The organism is Streptomyces sp. NPDC019396 (assembly GCF_040632375.1).
Lineage (GTDB): Bacteria > Actinomycetota > Actinomycetes > Streptomycetales > Streptomycetaceae > Streptomyces.
Genome location: NZ_JBEYBS010000005.1, coordinates 311,566 through 329,004, shown reverse-complemented (window position 1 = coordinate 329,004; position 17,439 = coordinate 311,566). Strand labels below are relative to the sequence as shown.

14 protein-coding genes are annotated in these 17,439 nt (G+C 70.2%); 10 read left to right on the top strand and 4 right to left on the bottom strand.

What is annotated here, in order from left to right; all coding sequences use genetic code 11:
- Positions 1-201 precede the first annotated feature (201 nt).
- Entirely contained in the window at positions 202-726 is a 525-nt protein-coding gene (locus ABZ532_RS08500; RefSeq protein WP_361280457.1) for a DUF4245 domain-containing protein, read from the bottom strand.
- A 126-nt stretch (positions 727-852) separates the two neighbouring features.
- On the opposite strand from ABZ532_RS08500, the gene glpX reads away from it, so the two are divergent.
- Complete coding sequence (gene glpX, locus ABZ532_RS08495) at positions 853-1,884, top strand: class II fructose-bisphosphatase (protein WP_361280456.1); 1,032 nt, start codon at positions 853-855, stop codon at positions 1,882-1,884.
- A gap of 100 nt (positions 1,885-1,984) precedes the next feature.
- Here glpX and ABZ532_RS08490 read toward each other — a convergent pair whose 3' ends face one another.
- Both ABZ532_RS08490 and ABZ532_RS08485 read right to left on the bottom strand, forming a co-directional pair.
- A complete protein-coding gene (locus tag ABZ532_RS08490; RefSeq protein ID WP_361280455.1) occupies positions 1,985-2,341 on the bottom strand; it encodes a WhiB family transcriptional regulator in 357 nt (118 codons plus the stop codon).
- A gap of 217 nt (positions 2,342-2,558) precedes the next feature.
- Positions 2,559-3,254, bottom strand: a complete 696-nt coding sequence (locus tag ABZ532_RS08485) for a DUF1707 domain-containing protein (protein WP_361280454.1) — start codon at positions 3,252-3,254, stop codon at positions 2,559-2,561.
- A gap of 187 nt (positions 3,255-3,441) precedes the next feature.
- Between ABZ532_RS08485 and ABZ532_RS08480 the strand changes: the two genes are divergently transcribed.
- The 4 genes from ABZ532_RS08480 (at position 3,442) to ABZ532_RS08465 (ending at position 9,843) form a co-directional block, all read left to right on the top strand.
- The gene (locus ABZ532_RS08480) at positions 3,442-5,124 is read left to right on the top strand and encodes a fumarate hydratase (protein WP_361280453.1); all 1,683 of its coding nucleotides are present in this window, start codon (positions 3,442-3,444) and stop codon (positions 5,122-5,124) included.
- Positions 5,125-5,241: 117 nt separating this feature from the next.
- Positions 5,242-6,666 carry a class II fumarate hydratase gene (locus ABZ532_RS08475; RefSeq protein ID WP_361280452.1) on the top strand — a complete coding sequence of 475 codons (1,425 nt, stop codon included), beginning with the start codon at positions 5,242-5,244 and terminating at the stop codon, positions 6,664-6,666.
- Positions 6,667-6,725: 59 nt separating this feature from the next.
- Positions 6,726-7,391 (top strand): DUF402 domain-containing protein, encoded by a 666-nt coding sequence (locus ABZ532_RS08470; protein ID WP_361280450.1) that lies wholly within the window; start codon positions 6,726-6,728, stop codon positions 7,389-7,391.
- Between the two features lie 415 nt (positions 7,392-7,806).
- Positions 7,807-9,843 carry a SpoIIE family protein phosphatase gene (locus tag ABZ532_RS08465; protein WP_361280449.1) on the top strand — a complete coding sequence of 679 codons (2,037 nt, stop codon included), beginning with the start codon at positions 7,807-7,809 and terminating at the stop codon, positions 9,841-9,843.
- A 74-nt stretch (positions 9,844-9,917) separates the two neighbouring features.
- On the opposite strand, the gene ABZ532_RS08460 is transcribed toward ABZ532_RS08465, so the two are convergent.
- Positions 9,918-12,278, bottom strand: coding sequence for a transglycosylase domain-containing protein (locus ABZ532_RS08460; protein ID WP_361280448.1), 2,361 nt, complete (start codon positions 12,276-12,278; stop codon positions 9,918-9,920).
- A 238-nt stretch (positions 12,279-12,516) separates the two neighbouring features.
- Between ABZ532_RS08460 and ABZ532_RS08455 the strand changes: the two genes are divergently transcribed.
- From ABZ532_RS08455 to ABZ532_RS08435, 5 genes are all read left to right on the top strand, one after another.
- Entirely contained in the window at positions 12,517-13,452 is a 936-nt protein-coding gene (locus ABZ532_RS08455) for an SPFH domain-containing protein (protein WP_361280447.1), read from the top strand.
- The gene (locus ABZ532_RS08450; RefSeq protein ID WP_361280445.1) at positions 13,449-13,751 is read left to right on the top strand and encodes a hypothetical protein; all 303 of its coding nucleotides are present in this window, start codon (positions 13,449-13,451) and stop codon (positions 13,749-13,751) included. The genes ABZ532_RS08455 and ABZ532_RS08450 overlap by 4 nt, the downstream gene beginning before the upstream one ends.
- A gap of 136 nt (positions 13,752-13,887) precedes the next feature.
- The gene (locus ABZ532_RS08445; RefSeq protein ID WP_361280444.1) at positions 13,888-14,412 is read left to right on the top strand and encodes a PadR family transcriptional regulator; all 525 of its coding nucleotides are present in this window, start codon (positions 13,888-13,890) and stop codon (positions 14,410-14,412) included.
- Positions 14,409-15,095, top strand: a complete 687-nt coding sequence (locus tag ABZ532_RS08440; protein ID WP_361280443.1) for an ABC transporter ATP-binding protein — start codon at positions 14,409-14,411, stop codon at positions 15,093-15,095. Before ABZ532_RS08445 ends, ABZ532_RS08440 begins: the two co-directional genes overlap by 4 nt.
- Positions 15,092-17,422 (top strand): FtsX-like permease family protein, encoded by a 2,331-nt coding sequence (locus ABZ532_RS08435; protein WP_361280442.1) that lies wholly within the window; start codon positions 15,092-15,094, stop codon positions 17,420-17,422. The genes ABZ532_RS08440 and ABZ532_RS08435 overlap by 4 nt, the downstream gene beginning before the upstream one ends.
- The last annotated feature ends 17 nt before the right edge of the window (positions 17,423-17,439 follow it).

The following is a 17,439-nucleotide window of genomic DNA, read 5'->3' as shown; positions in this document are numbered from 1 at the left end:
CCCCGCCGCCGCCGGGGGGCCTCCGGGGCCGACGTCCCCCCCCGGCCGGGCTGTCTCCCCCCCCCCCCCCCCCGCCCCCCCCCCCCCCCCCGGGGGGGGGCCCCCCCCCCCCGCCGTAGGTGCTGCGGCCTCGCCGTACGCGCCGCGGCCTGGCCATACGTTTCGCCCCGCCGCACGCGCACCGGTCACCGGCGCCGCGCGTCAGGGCTTCCTGGACTCCAGCGCCGCCGCCATCTCGGCGAGCCGCTCGAACGACGCCGTCCCCGTGACGACGGTCGTGGCCCCCTTCTCGCCGGTCCGCACGAGCGCGTCGTACTTGGGGCCCTCCCAGCGTTCCCAGGCCACCCCGGCCACCTGCTGGGTGCGGTCGGTCTTCCGGGCCCGCTGGGTCACGCTCGGGATGTACTTGCCGGACGGGGCGGTGGACTGCTCGACCGCGACATACCGCCCGTCGGGGTCGAGGAACCCGAGATGCCACCTGTCGTCGCTCTGTCGCTTGTACGAGACCGAGGTCGCCTTCCAGCCCTCCAGCCCCGCGGGCGCCACCACCGGGTAGGGCGCGGCACGCTGCGCCGTGAGCAGCTCGACGCGGTAGTCGACCGCCTTGACCGGATCCCCGCTGTCGTCGTGCGGGACGAAGAGATAGACCACGAAGGCGGCGCCCAGAACCACCGCCAGCGACTGGATCATTCCCCGTACCGTCTGCTTGCCTCGCATACCTGCCACGGCACTATGGTCGCATCAAGGTTGAGCGCTCAAACGTGGGCCCCACTGCTCATTTTGTCGACGTACCGATAGAGTCACATCACCCTCGCTTTTTCCGGCCGTCGTCGTACAGGAAGGTGCGCTCCGATGACCGAGCACAATCTCCCCTCCCAGCTTGAGGTCTCCCCCGAGGCTCCCGACCGCAACCTCGCCCTGGAGCTCGTCCGGGTCACCGAGGCCGCCGCCATGGCCGCCGGCCGCTGGGTGGGCCGGGGCGACAAGAACGGCGCCGACGGCGCAGCCGTCAAGGCCATGCGGACCCTTGTGCACACGGTGTCCATGAACGGGATCGTCGTGATCGGGGAGGGCGAGAAGGACGAAGCCCCGATGCTCTTCAACGGAGAGCGCATCGGCGACGGGACCGGCGCGGAGTGCGACATCGCCGTGGATCCCATCGACGGCACGACCCTCACCGCCAAGGGCATGCCCAACGCGATCGCGGTGCTCGCCGCCGCCGACCGGGGCACCATGTTCGACCCGTCCGCCGTGTTCTACATGGACAAGCTGGTCACCGGGCCCGAGGCCGCCGACTTCGTCGACATCAACGCACCGGTCGCGGTGAACATCCGCCGGGTCGCCAAGGCCAAGAACTCCTCCCCCGAGGACGTCACCGTCGTCATCCTGGACCGGCCCCGCCACGAGGGCATCGTCAAGGAGATCCGGGAGACCGGCGCGCGTATCAAGTTCATCTCGGACGGCGATGTCGCGGGCGCGATCATGGCCGTGCGGGACGGCACCGGTGTCGACATGCTGATGGGCATCGGCGGTACGCCGGAGGGCATCATCGCCGCCTGTGCCATCAGGTGCCTCGGCGGCACGATCCAGGGCAAGCTGTGGCCGAAGGACGAGGAGGAGCGACAGCGCGCCATCGACGCCGGTCACGACCTCGACCGGGTTCTCTACACCAATGACCTGGTCAGCGGGGACAACGTGTTCTTCGTCGCCACCGGCATCACCGACGGCGAGCTGCTGCGTGGTGTGCGCTACCGCGCGGAGACCGCGACCACGCAGTCACTGGTGATGCGGTCCAAGTCCGGCACGATCCGGCAGATCGACTCGTGGCACCGGCTGTCGAAGCTGCGCGCGTACAGCGCCGTCGACTTCGACCGCGCCCAGTAGGGGCCGCAGCCCTGGGAAGGGGCGTCTCCCACCACGCACAGACGTGGCGGGAGACGCCCCTTCCGCACGCGCGGCGCGTCAGGCGTCAGCGACCAGCCGGTCAGGCCACCGAAGAGGCGGGCTTCTTCAGCTCGGTCTCACGCCGCCTGCGACGGGCCAGCACCACACGGCGCTCGGCCGCGGTGAGTCCGCCCCACACCCCGTACGGCTCGGGCTGGAGCAGCGCGTGCTCGCGGCACTCCACCATGACCGGGCAGCGGGCGCAGACGCGCTTGGCGGCCTCCTCGCGGGAGAGCCGCGCGGCGGTCGGTTCCTTGGAAGGGGCGAAGAACAGCCCGGCTTCGTCCCGGCGGCACACCGCCGCCGTATGCCAGGGCGCGTCCTGATCTTCCCGAGCAGAGGTGCGCTGGGGCGGAACGGCGGCTACCTGCATGGGCTGATGCGGCAGTTGCAGCACGGTCTACTCCTGACGACTGACGACGGCTGGGCTGACGGCTTCGCGAGGGATCGAGCGAACGTCAAGCGATCGAGCGGGAGACGATGCAGCAAGGCCTACCCGCTGTACGCGCGCCTATGCACTGAGTGGCGCCGAGATCCGTGTACCGCGCTGACGGGCCCTCAGAGCCCGCCCCGGGCCGGCGGGACACCGGCCACCGCCGCAGCCGGGAGGGCCGTCAGTGCCCCAGGTGCCCGCGGAGCCTGTCGTGGAGATCGGCCACGCGCTTGCCGCGCTTCGGCTTCGCCTCCACGTTGCCGAACACGGAGTAGCCGTTGATCACGACCACGGGGGCCTGCGGGTCGGCGCCTTCGAGTGCGACCACCTCGAAATTGCCGAGGATGCCGGTGCCGCCGCCGCGCAGCGAGATGTTCTCCGGGACACGCACCTCGACATTGCCGAAGATCGATGTCGCGTTGATGACCGTGAGGCGCTGCCCGAACATGGCCTCGGTCAGATCGATCTCGACATTGCCGAAGAACGCGAAGGCGTTGGTCCGCGCACCCACACGCCACCGGCCCTTGCGGGTGGAGCTGGAGAACACCGCGACCAGGTTGTCGACCGGGCCTGCCGGCGCGTCGGGGCCGTAGTCGTACGCCGTCGGCTCTGGGCGGGTCCGCGCCGACGGCAGGTCCCGCACGATCGGTTCGAGTTCACCGACGGTCTTGGCGCGGTAGACCGCGTCGATCCGCTCGGCGTGCTCCTCAGGGTCGAGCCGCCCCTCGGCCAGCGCCTCGCGGAGGATGTCCGCGATCCGGTCGCGGTCGGCGTCGGAGGCACGGATCGCTCCGGCGTCCGCGGTACCGGCCGGAGCGACGGGCGGCCGGGGCTGAACCGGGCCGGAGTCCGCTGATGCACGCTTCTCGAGGTCCACGTGACCAGCCTAGCGAAACGCGATAGATCGCGACTAGGCCCTGTCCGGGCGATCCCCGTCGACGGGTCGCCTCCGCCACCGGGCCCGCCAACTGAGCCTTACCTCACAGGCCCGGACGACAACGGGCGTCTTACGCTTGTGGGCGCGCGCGCCAACGGAGGCCGCGCCGCAGTCTGCCGAGTGAGGAATGGCCGTCATGCCCAGCCCTGAGTTCCAGTACTCCGATCTGCTCCCGCTGGGAGAGGACGCCACGCCCTACCGCCTGGTGACCGCCGAGGGCGTCTCCACCTTCGAGGCGGACGGGCGTACGTTCCTCAAGGTCGAGCCGGAAGCGCTGCGCAAGCTGGCCGAAGAGGCCGTCCACGACATCCAGCACTATCTGCGCCCGGCGCACCTCGCCCAGCTTCGCAAGATCATCGACGACCCCGAGGCCTCGTCCAACGACAAGTTCGTCGCGCTGGACCTGCTGAAGAACGCGAACATCGCGGCCGCGGGCGTGCTCCCCATGTGCCAGGACACCGGCACGGCGATCGTCATGGGCAAGCGCGGACAGAACGTACTGACGCAGGGCGGCGACGAGGAGGCCCTGTCGCGCGGCATCTTCGACGCGTACACCCGGCTCAACCTGCGTTACTCCCAGATGGCCCCGCTGACCATGTGGGAGGAGAAGAACACCGGCTCGAACCTGCCCGCGCAGATCGAGCTGTACGCGACCGACGGCGGCGCGTACAAGTTCCTCTTCATGGCCAAGGGCGGCGGCTCGGCCAACAAGTCCTTCCTCTACCAGGAGACCAAGGCGGTCCTGAACGAGACCTCCATGATGAAGTTCCTGGAGGAGAAGATCCGCTCGCTGGGCACCGCCGCGTGCCCGCCGTACCACCTCGCGATCGTGGTCGGCGGTACGTCGGCCGAGTTCGCCCTGAAGACCGCGAAGTACGCCTCCGCGCACTACCTGGACGAGCTGCCGTCCGAGGGCTCGGAGCTGGGTCACGGCTTCCGTGACGAGGAGCTGGAGAAGAAGGTCTTCGAGCTGACGCAGAAGATCGGCATCGGTGCGCAGTTCGGCGGCAAGTACTTCTGCCACGACGTGCGCGTGGTGCGCCTGCCGCGGCACGGCGCCTCGCTGCCCGTCGCCATCGCCGTGTCCTGCTCGGCGGACCGCCAGGCCGTCGCGAAGATCACGGCCGAGGGTGTCTTCCTGGAACAGCTGGAGACGGACCCGGCGCGCTTCCTGCCGGAGACCACGGACGAGCACCTGGAGTCGGAGGGAGACGTCGTCAGGATCGACCTCAACCAGCCGATGGACGAGATCCTCACCGAGCTGACCAGGTATCCGGTCAAGACCCGGCTCTCGCTCACCGGCCCGCTGGTCGTGGCGCGGGACATCGCGCACGCCAAGATCAAGGAGCGGCTGGACGCGGGCGAGGAGATGCCGCAGTACCTCAAGGACCACCCGGTCTACTACGCGGGCCCGGCCAAGACCCCCGAGGGTTACGCGTCCGGCTCCTTCGGTCCCACGACGGCGGGACGTATGGACTCGTATGTCGAGCAGTTCCAGGCGGCGGGCGGCTCCAAGGTCATGCTGGCCAAGGGCAACCGCAGCAAGCAGGTCACGGACGCGTGCGCGGCGCACGGCGGCTTCTACCTGGGCTCGATCGGCGGCCCGGCGGCCCGGCTCGCCCAGGACTGCATCAAGAAGGTCGAGGTCGTCGAGTACGAGGAGCTCGGCATGGAGGCCGTCTGGAAGATCGAGGTCGAGGACTTCCCCGCGTTCATCGTGGTGGATGACAAGGGCAACGACTTCTTCCAGAACCCGGCACCCGCGCCGACCTTCGCCAGCATCCCGGTGCGGGGTCCCGGTCTGGGCTGACCTCGGGCGACGGCACCGGGCTGAGCTCCGGGCTTCTGAGTTCCGGCTGAGCACTTGCCGGGAAACCGGGAATACACCCTGTCCCGGCAAGTGCTCAGCCTTTCAGGAGGTTTGGAGATGTCTGACACCCGCAAGACCGCAGGCGAAGCCCAGGACGACCGGGGCTACCGGATCGAGCACGACTCCATGGGCGAGGTGAAGGTCCCCGCGCATGCGAAGTGGCGGGCGCAGACCCAGCGGGCCGTGGAGAACTTCCCGGTCTCGGGGCAGCGTCTCGAGAGGGCCCATATCGAGGCCCTCGCCCGTATCAAGGCCGCCGCGGCCAAGATCAACGCGGAGCTCGGGGTGCTCGACAAGGACATCGCCGAGGCCGTCCAGGACGCGGCGGAGGAGGTCGCCGAGGGGCGCTGGGACGAGCATTTCCCGGTCGATGTCTTCCAGACGGGCTCGGGCACCTCCTCCAACATGAACACCAACGAGGTCCTGGCCACCCTGGCCGGTGAGCGCCTCGGACGCCCCGTTCACCCGAATGACCACGTCAACGCCTCGCAGTCGTCCAACGACGTCTTTCCGTCCTCCATCCACATCGCCGCCACGGCCGCGGTGACCCGCGACCTGATCCCGGCCCTGGAGCACCTCGCCGCGTCGCTGGAGCGCAAGGCCGCCGCGTTCTCGGGGGTGGTCAAGTCCGGGCGCACCCATCTGATGGACGCGACGCCCGTCACCCTCGGTCAGGAGTTCGGGGGCTACGCCGCCCAGATCCGCTACGGTGCCGAGCGCCTGCGGGCCTCGCTACCCCGGCTGGCCGAGCTGCCACTCGGCGGTACGGCGGTGGGGACCGGGATCAACACCCCCGCCGGCTTCTCCGCGGCCGTCATCGCCGAGGTCGCGCGGTCGACCGGGCTGCCGCTGACCGAGGCCCGTGACCACTTCGAGGCCCAGGGCGCCCGGGACGGTCTGGTGGAGACCTCGGGGCAGCTCCGTACCATCGCCGTCTCCCTCACCAAGATCGCAAACGATCTGCGCTGGATGGCGAGCGGTCCCCGCACCGGACTCGCCGAGATCGCCCTGCCCGACCTCCAGCCGGGCTCCTCGATCATGCCGGGCAAGGTCAATCCGGTGGTCCCCGAGGCGGTGCTGATGGTGGCGGCCCAGGTGATGGGCAATGACGCGACCGTCGCCATCGCGGGAGCAGCGGGGAACTTCGAGCTGAACGTGATGCTGCCGGTGATCGCCAGGAACGTACTGGAGTCCGTACGGCTGCTCGCGAACTCCTCCAGGCTGCTGGCCGACCGCACCGTCGACGGCATCACCGCCAACGAGGAGCGGGCCCGGGAGTACGCCGAGTCCTCGCCGTCCGTGGTCACTCCGCTGAACAAGTACATCGGCTACGAGGAGGCCGCGAAGGTCGCCAAGAAGTCCCTCGCCGAGCGGAAGACGATCCGTCAGGTGGTGCTGGAGTCCGGGTATGTGGAGCGCGGAGATCTGACACTGGAGCAGCTGGACGAGGCGCTGGACGTGCTGCGGATGACGCATCCCTGACGTGAAGGCCCGTGACCTGCACCGCAGCGCGCCCCGCACCGTACCCCTAAGATCTGCGCATGACAGGTACGGCAGACTTCCCGCACTGGGCGCCCGGGGACCACATCCTCTGGCGCTACCGCGGCAACTCCTCCGGCGACGTCCACATCTGCCGCCCCGTGACCGTGGTCGAGGACACCGACGAGGTGCTGGCCGTGTGGATGGCGCCGGACACCGAGTGCGTACGGCCTGTGCTCAGCGACGGCAGTCCGGTGCACCAGGAGCCGCTCGCCACCCGCTACACCGCGCCCCGCACCACGGCCCGGGGACGCTGGTCCGGTATGGGGGTGCTGAAGCTGGCCAGGCCGCAGGAGCCCTGGTCGGTCTGGCTGTTCTGGGACAGCGACTGGCAGTTCAAGAACTGGTACGTGAACCTCGAGGAACCGCGCACCCGGTGGGCCGGCGGGGTCGACTCGGAGGACCACTTCCTCGATATCGCGGTCCGCCCGGACCGGAGCTGGTGCTGGCTGGACGAGGACGAGTTCGCGCAGGCGCAGCAGGCCGGGCTGATGGACGCCCGGCAGGCACTGCGGGTGCGGGCGGCCGGGCAGTCGGCCGTCGAGGTGATCCGTTCATGGGGGCCGCCGTTCTCGGACGGCTGGGAGGACTGGCGGCCCGATCCGGGGTGGGCGGTCCCCGAGCTGCCCGCCGACTGGAATCACACGCCGGAGTACAGGTCGGCATGACGTCGTCGTGAGACCCTTGATGCGCCCCCGGGGTTCAAACGTAGGATCGTCCTCCGCAAGGTCACCTCGCCACAACGCATCGCAGGGAATCGCACAGCGATCGCACAGCGAACCGGAACGACGACGGCACGACGAATCGGCAACGACTCAGCACCGCACTGGAACTGACCGCAAGTCATCACGAGGGGGAGCAGACCGTGCTTGATGTGGGCCCGGATCTCCCCCGATGTGTCGACGCCCCGCCCGGAGTGGGTATGGGGTATAGCGAAGGCCCTGGGACGTTGTCGCCCCGGGCCATGGGGACACCCACAGCGGCACCCGAGATGCCACGGTCCGGCTACCTGACGTGTCCGGCACGATCCGGAAGACCGGCCCTGCCCTCGTACCACCGGCCCGGACGGACGGAATCCCACGCGTGACGGAGCATCCCACCTCCCATGAAGGCCGGCAGCCCTTCGCTGCCCGGCCTCAGGAGCGCACCCGGCCACGGCATGAGGCGGGGGCGCACGCCGCCACGCCGTCGGGCGGGAGCGTGCCCGCCCAGTCGCCGGTACAGGCCGCCTCCCAGAACCCGGCCACCCCTGCGAACCCGGCCGCCTCGGCGCCCCAGACCGCCTCCACGACGCCGCCCGCGGCCTCAGTCCCGGCCCCGCTCGCCGCACCGGGCCCGGGCGGCAAGGCGGGCCCCCCGGGGCCGTCGGGCGCGTCGGGCCCGCCGCAGGACCCGGCCGGTGTCGCCCGGCGCGAGGGCGACCGGCTGCGTTTCGTGGGCGCCGCGACCCGGCGTATCGCGCGCGGTATCGACCTGGACGAGATCGTGCTGGGGCTGTGCCGGGCCACCGTGCCGACGTTCTCGGACGCGATCCTGGTCTATCTGCGCGATCCGCTGCCGGTCGGCGACGAGCGACCGGTCTCGCCGTTCGTGCTGCGGCTGCGCCGCACCGACCGGCTGCGTTTAACAGAAGAGGACACTGAGAACGCGCTGGTCACCAACGCCGTCCAGGTGCCGGTGCTCAATCCGCAGGCGGATCTGCCTGCGGCCGAGCTGTGCGAGGTGCAGGCCGGCGGGGCACTCGCCGAGGTGCTGCGGGGCGTACGGCCCGTCTTCGGGGACTCCGCGGCGGCCCGCGCCGCCCTGCCGGAGCTGCTCGGCGACGGCAAGACCCTCCCGACCGGCCATCGCGCGATCCTCGCCCCGCTGCGCGGCAGGCGCCGGGTCACCGGCGCGGCGATCTTCCTGCGCAGGCCGGACCGGCCGGCCTTCGAACCGAACGACCTCCTGGTGGCCGCCCAGCTGGCCACCCACACCGCGCTCGGCATCGACAAGGCGGTGCTGTACGGCCGTGAGGCGTACATCGCCGACGAACTCCAGCGCACCATGCTCCCCGAGGGCCTGCCCCAGCCGACCGGTGTGCGGCTCGCTTCCCGCTATCTCCCGGCGGCCGAGACCGCCCGGGTCGGCGGTGACTGGTACGACGCGATCCCGTTGCCGGGGAGCCGGGTGGCGCTGGTCGTCGGGGACGTGATGGGCCACTCGATGACCTCGGCGGCGATCATGGGCCAGCTCCGCACCACGGCCCAGACCCTCGCGGGTCTCGACCTGCCGCCGCAGGAGGTGCTGCACCACCTGGACGAGCAGGCCCAGCGGCTGGGCAGCGACCGCATGGCGACCTGTCTGTACGCGGTGTACGACCCGGTCTCGCACCGGATCACCATCGCGAACGCGGGCCATCCGCCGCCGATACTGCTGCACCTCGGCGGCCGGGCCGAGGTGCTGCGGGTGCCTCCGGGAGCCCCGATCGGCGTCGGCGGGGTCGACTTCGAGGCCGTCGAGCTGGACGCGCCCGCCGGAGCCACGCTGCTGCTCTACACGGACGGGCTGGTCGAGTCGCGACTGCGGGACGTGTGGACCGGGATCGAGCAGCTCAGGGAGCGGCTGGCCGCGACCGCCCAGCTCACCGGTCCGGACCACTCCCCGCCGCTCGAGGCGCTCTGCGACGACGTGCTGGACGTGCTCGGTCCCGGCGACCGCGACGACGACATCGCCCTGCTCGCGGCCCGCTTCGACGGGATCGCGCCGAGCGATGTCGCCTACTGGTACCTGGAGCCGGAGGAACAGGCTCCAGGCCGGGCCCGCAGGCTCGCCCGCAGGGCACTGGCCCGGTGGGATCTGGAGGAGCTGTCCGACTCCGTGGAGCTGCTGGTCAGCGAGGTGGTCACCAATGCCGTGCGCTATGCGGAGCGGCCGGTCACCTTGCGGCTGCTGCGTACGGATGTGCTGCGCTGTGAAGTGGGCGACGACTCGCCTCAGTTGCCCCGGCAGCGGCGGGCGCGCGACACGGACGAGGGCGGCCGTGGACTGTTCCTGGTGAACCGGCTGGCCCGACGGTGGGGAGCGACGCGGCTGTCGACCGGCAAGGTGGTGTGGTTCGAGCTGGCGACGCCCGGCTGACGGGCGGCAGTACGTGAGCGGGGCCAGGCGCCGATGCGCCTGGCCCCGCTCACGTACTCGGCCCTGACCGTCTGCTATCCCGTCGTCGACGGCTTGCGGCCACCGGACGCACCGGTCGTCACCCCGTCGCTGGTCCCACCGTCGTCCGTGCCGCCGTTGTCGGTCCCACCGTCGTCCGTGCCGCCGTTGTCGGTCCCACCGTCGTCCGTGCCGCCGTTGTCGGTCCCACCGTCGTCCGTACCGCCGTTGTCGGTCCCACCGTCGTCCGTACCGCCGTTGTCGGTCCCACCGTCGTCCGTACCGGCGTTGTCACCCGGCTTGTCGGGGTCGTCGCTCGGACGGTCCCGGTCGGGCTTCTCGTCCTTGTTCTTGTCCTTGTCCTTTTCCTTGTCGCCCTTGTCCTTCTTGTCGCCCTTGTCGCTCGGCGAGCCGGACGGCTCGGGCTCATCGGCGACGAGGTCGGGGACGTCAAGGTCGAACTGCTCGTCGGAGCCACCGCCGAGAGCGTCGGTCGTGTACTGCTGCCAGACCAGGGCCGGCACGCCACCACCGTTGGCGCGGCCCTCGTTGACGGTGTCGGTCAGCGTGACCTGTCCGGTGCCGTCGGGCTTCTCACCGAAGAGTCCGACGGCGGTGACCAGTTCGGGCGTGTAGCCCACGAACCACGCCGATTTGTTGTTCTCCGAGGTACCGGTCTTGCCTGCGGCCGCGTAGTCGCCCTGGGCGTTGCGGCCCGAGCCGTTCTTGACCACGCCGGTCATCACCTTGGTGACGCTGTCGGCCGCCTCCCGGCTCAGCACCCGGTCCCCGACCCCGTCCTGGATCTGGACCTTCCCGTCCGGCCAGTCCTTGTGTGCCGCGGCCTTCACGATCGACGGTGTGACCTTCTTGCCATGGCTGTCGAAGGTCGCGTAGACCCCGGCCATGTCCCAGGTGGAGGCGCCCATCGTGCCGAGCGACATCGCGGGCTGCTCGGGCCAGCCGTCGCCGTCCTGCATCCCCAGAGCGAGCGCGGTTTCCTTCGCCTTCGACGGAGTGACGTCCACGATCATCTGGGCGTAGACCGAGTTGACCGAGTTGTTGGTGGCCTTCTGGACGGTGATGGAGCCGTAGTCCTCGTCGTCCTCGTTCTCGGGGGCGAAGGGGACGTCGCTGCCCTCGACGGGCCGTTTGCTGGTGCCGTCGTAGCGGGTCTTCAGCGTGATCTTCTCGCCGTCCTGGGTCTCGGCCCCGTTCTCCAGAGCGGAGGCGAGCACCACGGGCTTGAAGGTGGACGCGGGCTGGTAGTCACGCCGGGTGGCGTTGGACAGCCAGTGCTCGGTGGCACCGACTCCGCCGTACATCGCCACGACATGGCCGGTCTTCGGGTCGACGGAGGTCGCTCCGGCCTGCACGGTCGCGTCGCGCTTGTCGCCCGTGCGGTCGAGCTTGGACTCGAGCTCCTTTTGGACGGCCTTCTTGAGGGCTTCCTGCTTCTTCCGGTCGATGTTGAGCGTGATGGTCCAGCCACCGGCCTCGATCTGCTCCGGGGTGACCTCGTAACGCTTCTCCAGCTCGGCCTTGGCCGCCGCGATGAGATAGCCGGTCTGGCCCTCCATTCCGGGCGCGGCCTTGGTCTTCTGGGGTTCGGGGAACTTCAGACCGGCCCGCTTGGACGCGTCGAGCCAGTCCATCTCGACCATGTTGTTCAGCACGTAGTTCCAGCGTTCCTGCACCAGCTTCTTGGACCTCGGGGAGGCGACCTCCCAGTCGTACTGGCTGGGCGCCTGGAGCAGCGCGGCGAGATACGCGGCCTGGGAGACGTTCAGCTTCTCGGCGTCGACCCGGTAGTAGGCCTGGGCGGCGGCCTGGATGCCGTAGGCGTTGCGGCCGTAGTAGCTGGTGTTGATGTAGCCGGCGAGGATCTCGTCCTTGCCGCTCTCCTGGTCCACCTTGAGGGCGATCACCAGCTCCTTGAGCTTGCGGGTGACCGTCTGGTCCTGGTTGAGGTAGTAGTTCTTGACGTACTGCTGGGTGATGGTCGAACCACCCTGCTTGCCCTTGCCGGTGACGGTGTTGAACACACCCCGGGCGGTGCCCTTCAGGTCGACGCCGGAGTCGTCGTAGAAGGTCTTGTTCTCGGCGGCGACGAAGGTGCGCTGCACCTCCCTGGTGAGCCTGTTCAACGGGATGATCTCGCGGTTGACCTTGCCCGTACGGGCGAGGATCTTGCCGTCGCTGTACTTGTAGACGTTGCTCTGGAGCTGGGCCTGCTCGTTCGGGACGGGCACCGGGACCATCCAGTAGATGACGAAGAACGCCCCCATCACGGCGAGGCAGAGACCGAGGAACGTCCCGAGGGCCTTCCTCCAGGTGAAGAAGCGGCGTATGCCCGCCTTCTTCGTGACCCGGCGCGCCCCGCGCTGCCGGGCTCGTCGCGCATCCGCTCGGCCCATGGCCCCGTTGCTCCGCTCTTCTACGTCGTCAAGGTCGTCTGGAAAATCAGCTCAGAAAGCTAGCACCGCTCCTCATGACAAAGAGCACGTCATCCGGTCTTTTCCGGACGTGAGAATCAGCACCCGCCTCAATGGAACCGACTCACAACTGGTGCGCAGGGTTGCTGTATCCGATAATGTGTAATCACATTGATAGCGACACCGGGCGCCCTTGCGACCGGGGAGACGGGGGACGGACATGCCCGCGACCAGCACATCTCTGCCGACGGACGCACCCGAGATGCCCGAACCACGGGTGCGGGAGTTCACGGCGCACAGCATCGGCGGCGGACTCGCGCTGCTGCTCGGACTCGTCGGCCTGGCGCTCGGGGTCGGGCTGATCGCCACGGGTGCCGCGGCCGCCGGGGGCGGCGCGAAGGCGGCGCTCATCGTGCTCGGGGTGCTTGTCGTCATCGCGTCCTTCCTCGCCATGGCGGGGCTGAACATGGTGGCGCCCGGCGAGGCCCGGGTGGTGCAGCTCTTCGGGCGCTACCGCGGCACGATCCGCACGGACGGGCTTCGCTGGGTGAACCCGCTGACCTCGCGGGAGAAGATCTCCACCCGGGTCCGCAACCACGAGACCGCGGTCCTCAAGGTCAACGACGCCTACGGCAATCCGATCGAACTCGCCGCGGTGGTGGTCTGGAAGGTCGAGGACACCGCGCAGGCGCTGTTCGAGGTGGACGACTTCCTGGAGTTCGTCTCCACCCAGACCGAGGCGGCCGTACGGCATATCGCCATCGAGTACCCGTACGACGCACACGACGAGGACGGCCTCTCGCTGCGCGGGAACGCCGAGGAGATCACCGAGAAGCTCGCGGTCGAACTGCACGCGCGGGTCGAGGCGGCGGGGGTACGGATCATCGAATCCCGCTTCACGCACCTCGCGTACGCCCCCGAGATCGCCTCCGCGATGCTCCAGCGCCAGCAGGCCGGCGCCGTGGTCGCGGCCCGCCGGCAGATCGTGGACGGGGCGGTCGGCATGGTGGAGGCGGCCCTGGCCCGGATCGGCGAGGAGGGCTTCGTCCAGCTGGACGAGGAGCGCAAGGCGGCCATGGTGTCGAATCTGATGGTGGTGCTGTGCGGGGATCGCGCCGCGCAGCCCGTCCTCAACACGGGCAGCCTGTACCAGTGACCGACCCCAGGCCGGACCGGGACCAGCCGGAACGCGGCGGACCCGAGCCCGCGGAACCCGAACGGGGGAAGCCCGGGCGCGGCAGGCCTGAGCGCAAGCAGGTGCTGCTTCGACTCGACCCGGTGGTCTACGAGGCGCTGGCCCGGTGGGCCTCCGACGAACTGCGCAGCGCCAACGCGCAGATCGAGTTCCTGCTGCGGCGGGCACTGTCGGAGACGGGGCGGCTGCCGGGCGGGGTCCGGCCGATCCCCCCGCGGGGGCGGCCGCCGAAGTCCCGCCCGGAGTCCGAGCCGTCCTGAAGCACCTCCGCAGGCTCGGGGAGCGCCGGTTCCGAATCGTGACAATCGAGCCTGGCCTGCGGAAACGACGGGCCGAGAAGCGACTACACACACCGCGTATACATGGCGTGTATACGCGGTGTGTAGAGTCGTCGTCATGTCCATCGGTCACACCCTCCTCGGGCTCCTGGAATCCGGCCCACGCCACGGCTACGACCTCAAGCGCACCTTCGACGAGAAGTTCGGCCACGACCGGCCTCTGCACTACGGGCAGGTCTACTCGACGATGTCGCGCCTGCTGAAGAACGGCCTCGTCGAGGTCGACGGCATCGAGGCCGGCGGCGGCCCCGAGCGCAAGCGCTACGCGATCACCGAGGCGGGCATCACCGATGTCGGCCGCTGGCTCGCGTCGCCCGAGAAGCCGGAGCCGTATCTCCAGTCGACCCTCTACACCAAGGTCGTCCTCGCGCTGCTCACCGGTCGCAGCGCCGCCGAACTGCTGGACACCCAGCGCTCGGAGCATCTGCGACTGATGCGCATACTCACCGACCGCAAGCGCCGGGGCGACCTCGCCGACCAGCTCATCTGCGATCACGCACTCTTCCACCTCGAGGCCGATCTGCGCTGGCTCGAGCTGACCAGCGCACGTCTCGACCAGCTCGCGAAGGCGGTCACCGCATGACCCCCGCCGGTTCCCTCCTCGTGGCCGACGGCCTGCGCAAGGCGTACGGGCCCACACACGCGCTCGACGGCGCGGACTTCTCCATCCACCCCGGCGAGGTCGTCGCCGTGATGGGCCCGTCGGGCTCGGGAAAGTCGACCCTCCTGCACTGCCTGGCGGGGATCGTCACCCCCGACGAGGGCACCATCACCTACAACGGCCGTGAGCTGTCCGCGATGAACGACGCGGGGCGCAGCGCGCTGCGCCGCGGCGAGTTCGGCTTCGTCTTCCAGTTCGGACAGCTGGTGCCCGAACTGACCTGTGTCGAGAACGTGGCGCTTCCGCTGCGGCTGAACGGCGCCCGGCGCAAGGACGCCGAACGCACCGCGCTGGAGTGGATGGAGCGCGTCGAGGTCGCCGAGCTGGCGGCCAAGCGCCCCGGGGAGGTCTCGGGCGGCCAGGGCCAGCGCGTCGCCGTGGCCCGCTCACTCGTCACCGGCCCCCGGGTGCTCTTCGCGGACGAGCCGACCGGAGCGCTCGACTCCCTCAACGGCGAGCGGGTGATGCAACTCCTCACCGACGCGGCTCGGTCCACCAGCGCCGCGGTCGTGCTCGTCACCCACGAGGCGCGGGTCGCCGCCTACTCCGACCGCGAGATCGTCGTACGCGACGGCAAGTCCCGGGACATGGAGCGGGCCATATGACCGCGAGGATCTGGATCCGCGACCTGCTCATGGGAGCGAGGTTCGCGATCGGCGGCGGCCGGGAGGGCTGGACCCGCACCCTGCTCACCGGTGTCGGCGTGGGTCTCGGTGCGGCGCTCCTGCTGGTCACGGCCTCGATCCCGAACGCGATGGCGGCACGGGACGCGCGCACCGATGCCCGGAGCGACGCGACCGCGCCCACCGCGGAAGCACCCGGGCGGGACACCCTGCTCATCGCCGAGGCCGACACCCGCTTCCACGAGGACGAGGTCTACGGCAGGCTCCTCAAGCCGGAGGGACCGGACGCGCCCCTCCCACCCGGGCTGCGGGAGTTCCCCGGGGACGGTGAGATGGCCGTGTCCCCGGCGCTCAACGCCCTGTTGAAGTCGAAGGACGGCGCGCTGCTACGGGAGCGGCTGGACCAGCGGATCACCTCCGTCATCGGGGACGAGGGCCTGGTCGGTCCCGCCGAGCTCCTCTACTACGCGGGCGACGGCACCCTGAAGCCGGTGGACGGGAAGGTGCCCAGGGTCACCGGATTCGACAACTCGGCTCAGCCGGAGGCTCTGGACCCGATCCTCACGCTGCTCATCCTGCTGGTGTTCGTCGCCCTGCTGATGCCGGTCGCCGTGTTCATCGCCGCCGCCGTGCGCTTCGGCGGTGAGCGCCGCGACCGCCGCCTCGCCGCGCTGCGGCTGGTCGGTGCGGACGCCCGGATGACCCACCGGATCGCGGCGGGTGAGGCTCTCGCGGGGGCCCTCATCGGTCTGGTGCTGGGCGCCGGCTTCTTCGCCGCGGCCCGCCAGTCGGCGGCCGGGATCGACTTGTACCAGGTGAGCGTCTTCCCCTCGGACATCACCCCCGCGCCCTGGCTGGCGGCGCTCGTCGCCCTCGCCGTACCCGCGGCGGCCGTCATGGTGACCCTGTTCGCCCTGCGGAGTGTGGTGATCGAACCCCTGGGCGTGGTCCGCACGGCGAAGCCACCGCGACGGCGGATCGTGCTCCGGCTGCTGCCGCCGGTCGTCGGCCTCGCCCTGCTGTACCCGATGGTCGGACAGGGCAACGAAAGCGGCGATTTCAGCCAGTGGCAGGTCATCGGCGGGGTGGTGCTGCTGCTCTTCGGCATCACCGCGCTGCTGCCGTGGCTGGTCGAGACGGTCGTCACCCGGCTCGGCGGCGCCGGTTCCGTGTCCTGGCAACTGGCCGTGCGGCGCCTCCAGCTGAACAGTGGAGCCGCGGCCCGGCTGGTGAACGGGATCGGCGTCGCCGTCGCCGGGGCGATCGCGCTCCAGATGGTGTTCACCGGCGTGGAGAGCTCGTACACCAGGAACACCGGCGCCGACCCCGACCGTGCGGCGATCAACGTGCTGGTTCCGTCCTCGACCGGGGCCGCTGCCCGCAGCGATGCCCTCGCCGAGCGGATCGGGCAGACCAAGGGGGTGGCCAAGGCGACCTCGCTCCTCATGTCCGATGCCGCGCTCACCCCCAAGAACCCTGAGCGGTCCGTCACCCTGACCGTCGGCAGCTGCCCGGCACTGCGCGAGCTCGCGACCCTCCCGTCCTGCAAGGACGGTGACACCTTCGTCCTGACGGGCGGCCTCCTTCCGGAGGACGACGCCCTCTCCTGGCTCGGCAGGAAGCTGTACACGGGGCGCATCTACGGTGACGAGGGGACCAGTCCGGTCGCCTGGACGCTGCCCGCGTCCACGAAGAAGGTCGCGAGCCGCGAGGACCCGACGGGCGTCAAACGCAGCGGCATCCTGGCCACGACAGGCGCGGCGCCCCGGGGCCTCGCCTCGGACGGTTTCGCGACCATCTACGTCCAGTTGGACAGGTCGGTGCCGGATGCCATCGAGCACGCGCGTACGGCCATCCTCAAGGCCGATCCGATGATGACGCCGTTCCACGTCGAGACCAGCGTGCAGGCCAACCGCTTCGCGTCGATCCGCACCGGGCTCTTCGTCGGGGCCGCGTGCGTCCTGCTGCTGATCGGCGCGAGCCTGCTGGTCTCCCAGCTCGAGCAGCTGCGCGAACGCAGGAAGCTGCTGGCGGCGCTGCTCGCCTTCGGGACCCGGCGCTCCACGCTGAGCCTGTCCGTGCTGTGGCAGACGGCCGTTCCGGTCATGCTCGGTCTGTTCCTGTCCACGACCGTGGGCGTGGCTCTGGGGGCGGTGCTGCTGAAGATGGTCGCGGTGCCGGTCGCGGTCGACTGGGCGACGGTCGCGGCGATGACGGGACTCGGCGCCGGGGTGGTGCTGCTGGTGACGCTGCTCAGCCTGCCACCGCTGCTGCGGATGATGCGGCCTGAGGGGCTGCGCACGGAGTGAGCATCGAGTGGGCCGGG

Bases quoted from the DNA above. Each gene is read 5' to 3' on its own strand.
- glpX (WP_361280456.1), top strand. From the start codon at position 853: ATGACCGAGCACAATCTCCCCTCCCAGCTTGAGGTCTCCCCCGAGGCT.
- ABZ532_RS08480 (WP_361280453.1), top strand. From the start codon at position 3,442: ATGGCCGTCATGCCCAGCCCTGAGTTCCAGTACTCCGATCTGCTCCCG.
- ABZ532_RS08475 (WP_361280452.1), top strand. From the start codon at position 5,242: ATGTCTGACACCCGCAAGACCGCAGGCGAAGCCCAGGACGACCGGGGC.
- ABZ532_RS08470 (WP_361280450.1), top strand. From the start codon at position 6,726: ATGACAGGTACGGCAGACTTCCCGCACTGGGCGCCCGGGGACCACATC.
- ABZ532_RS08460 (WP_361280448.1), bottom strand. From the start codon at position 12,278: ATGGGCCGAGCGGATGCGCGACGAGCCCGGCAGCGCGGGGCGCGCCGG.
- ABZ532_RS08455 (WP_361280447.1), top strand. From the start codon at position 12,517: ATGCCCGCGACCAGCACATCTCTGCCGACGGACGCACCCGAGATGCCC.
- ABZ532_RS08445 (WP_361280444.1), top strand. From the start codon at position 13,888: ATGTCCATCGGTCACACCCTCCTCGGGCTCCTGGAATCCGGCCCACGC.
- ABZ532_RS08440 (WP_361280443.1), top strand. From the start codon at position 14,409: ATGACCCCCGCCGGTTCCCTCCTCGTGGCCGACGGCCTGCGCAAGGCG.
- ABZ532_RS08435 (WP_361280442.1), top strand. From the start codon at position 15,092: ATGACCGCGAGGATCTGGATCCGCGACCTGCTCATGGGAGCGAGGTTC.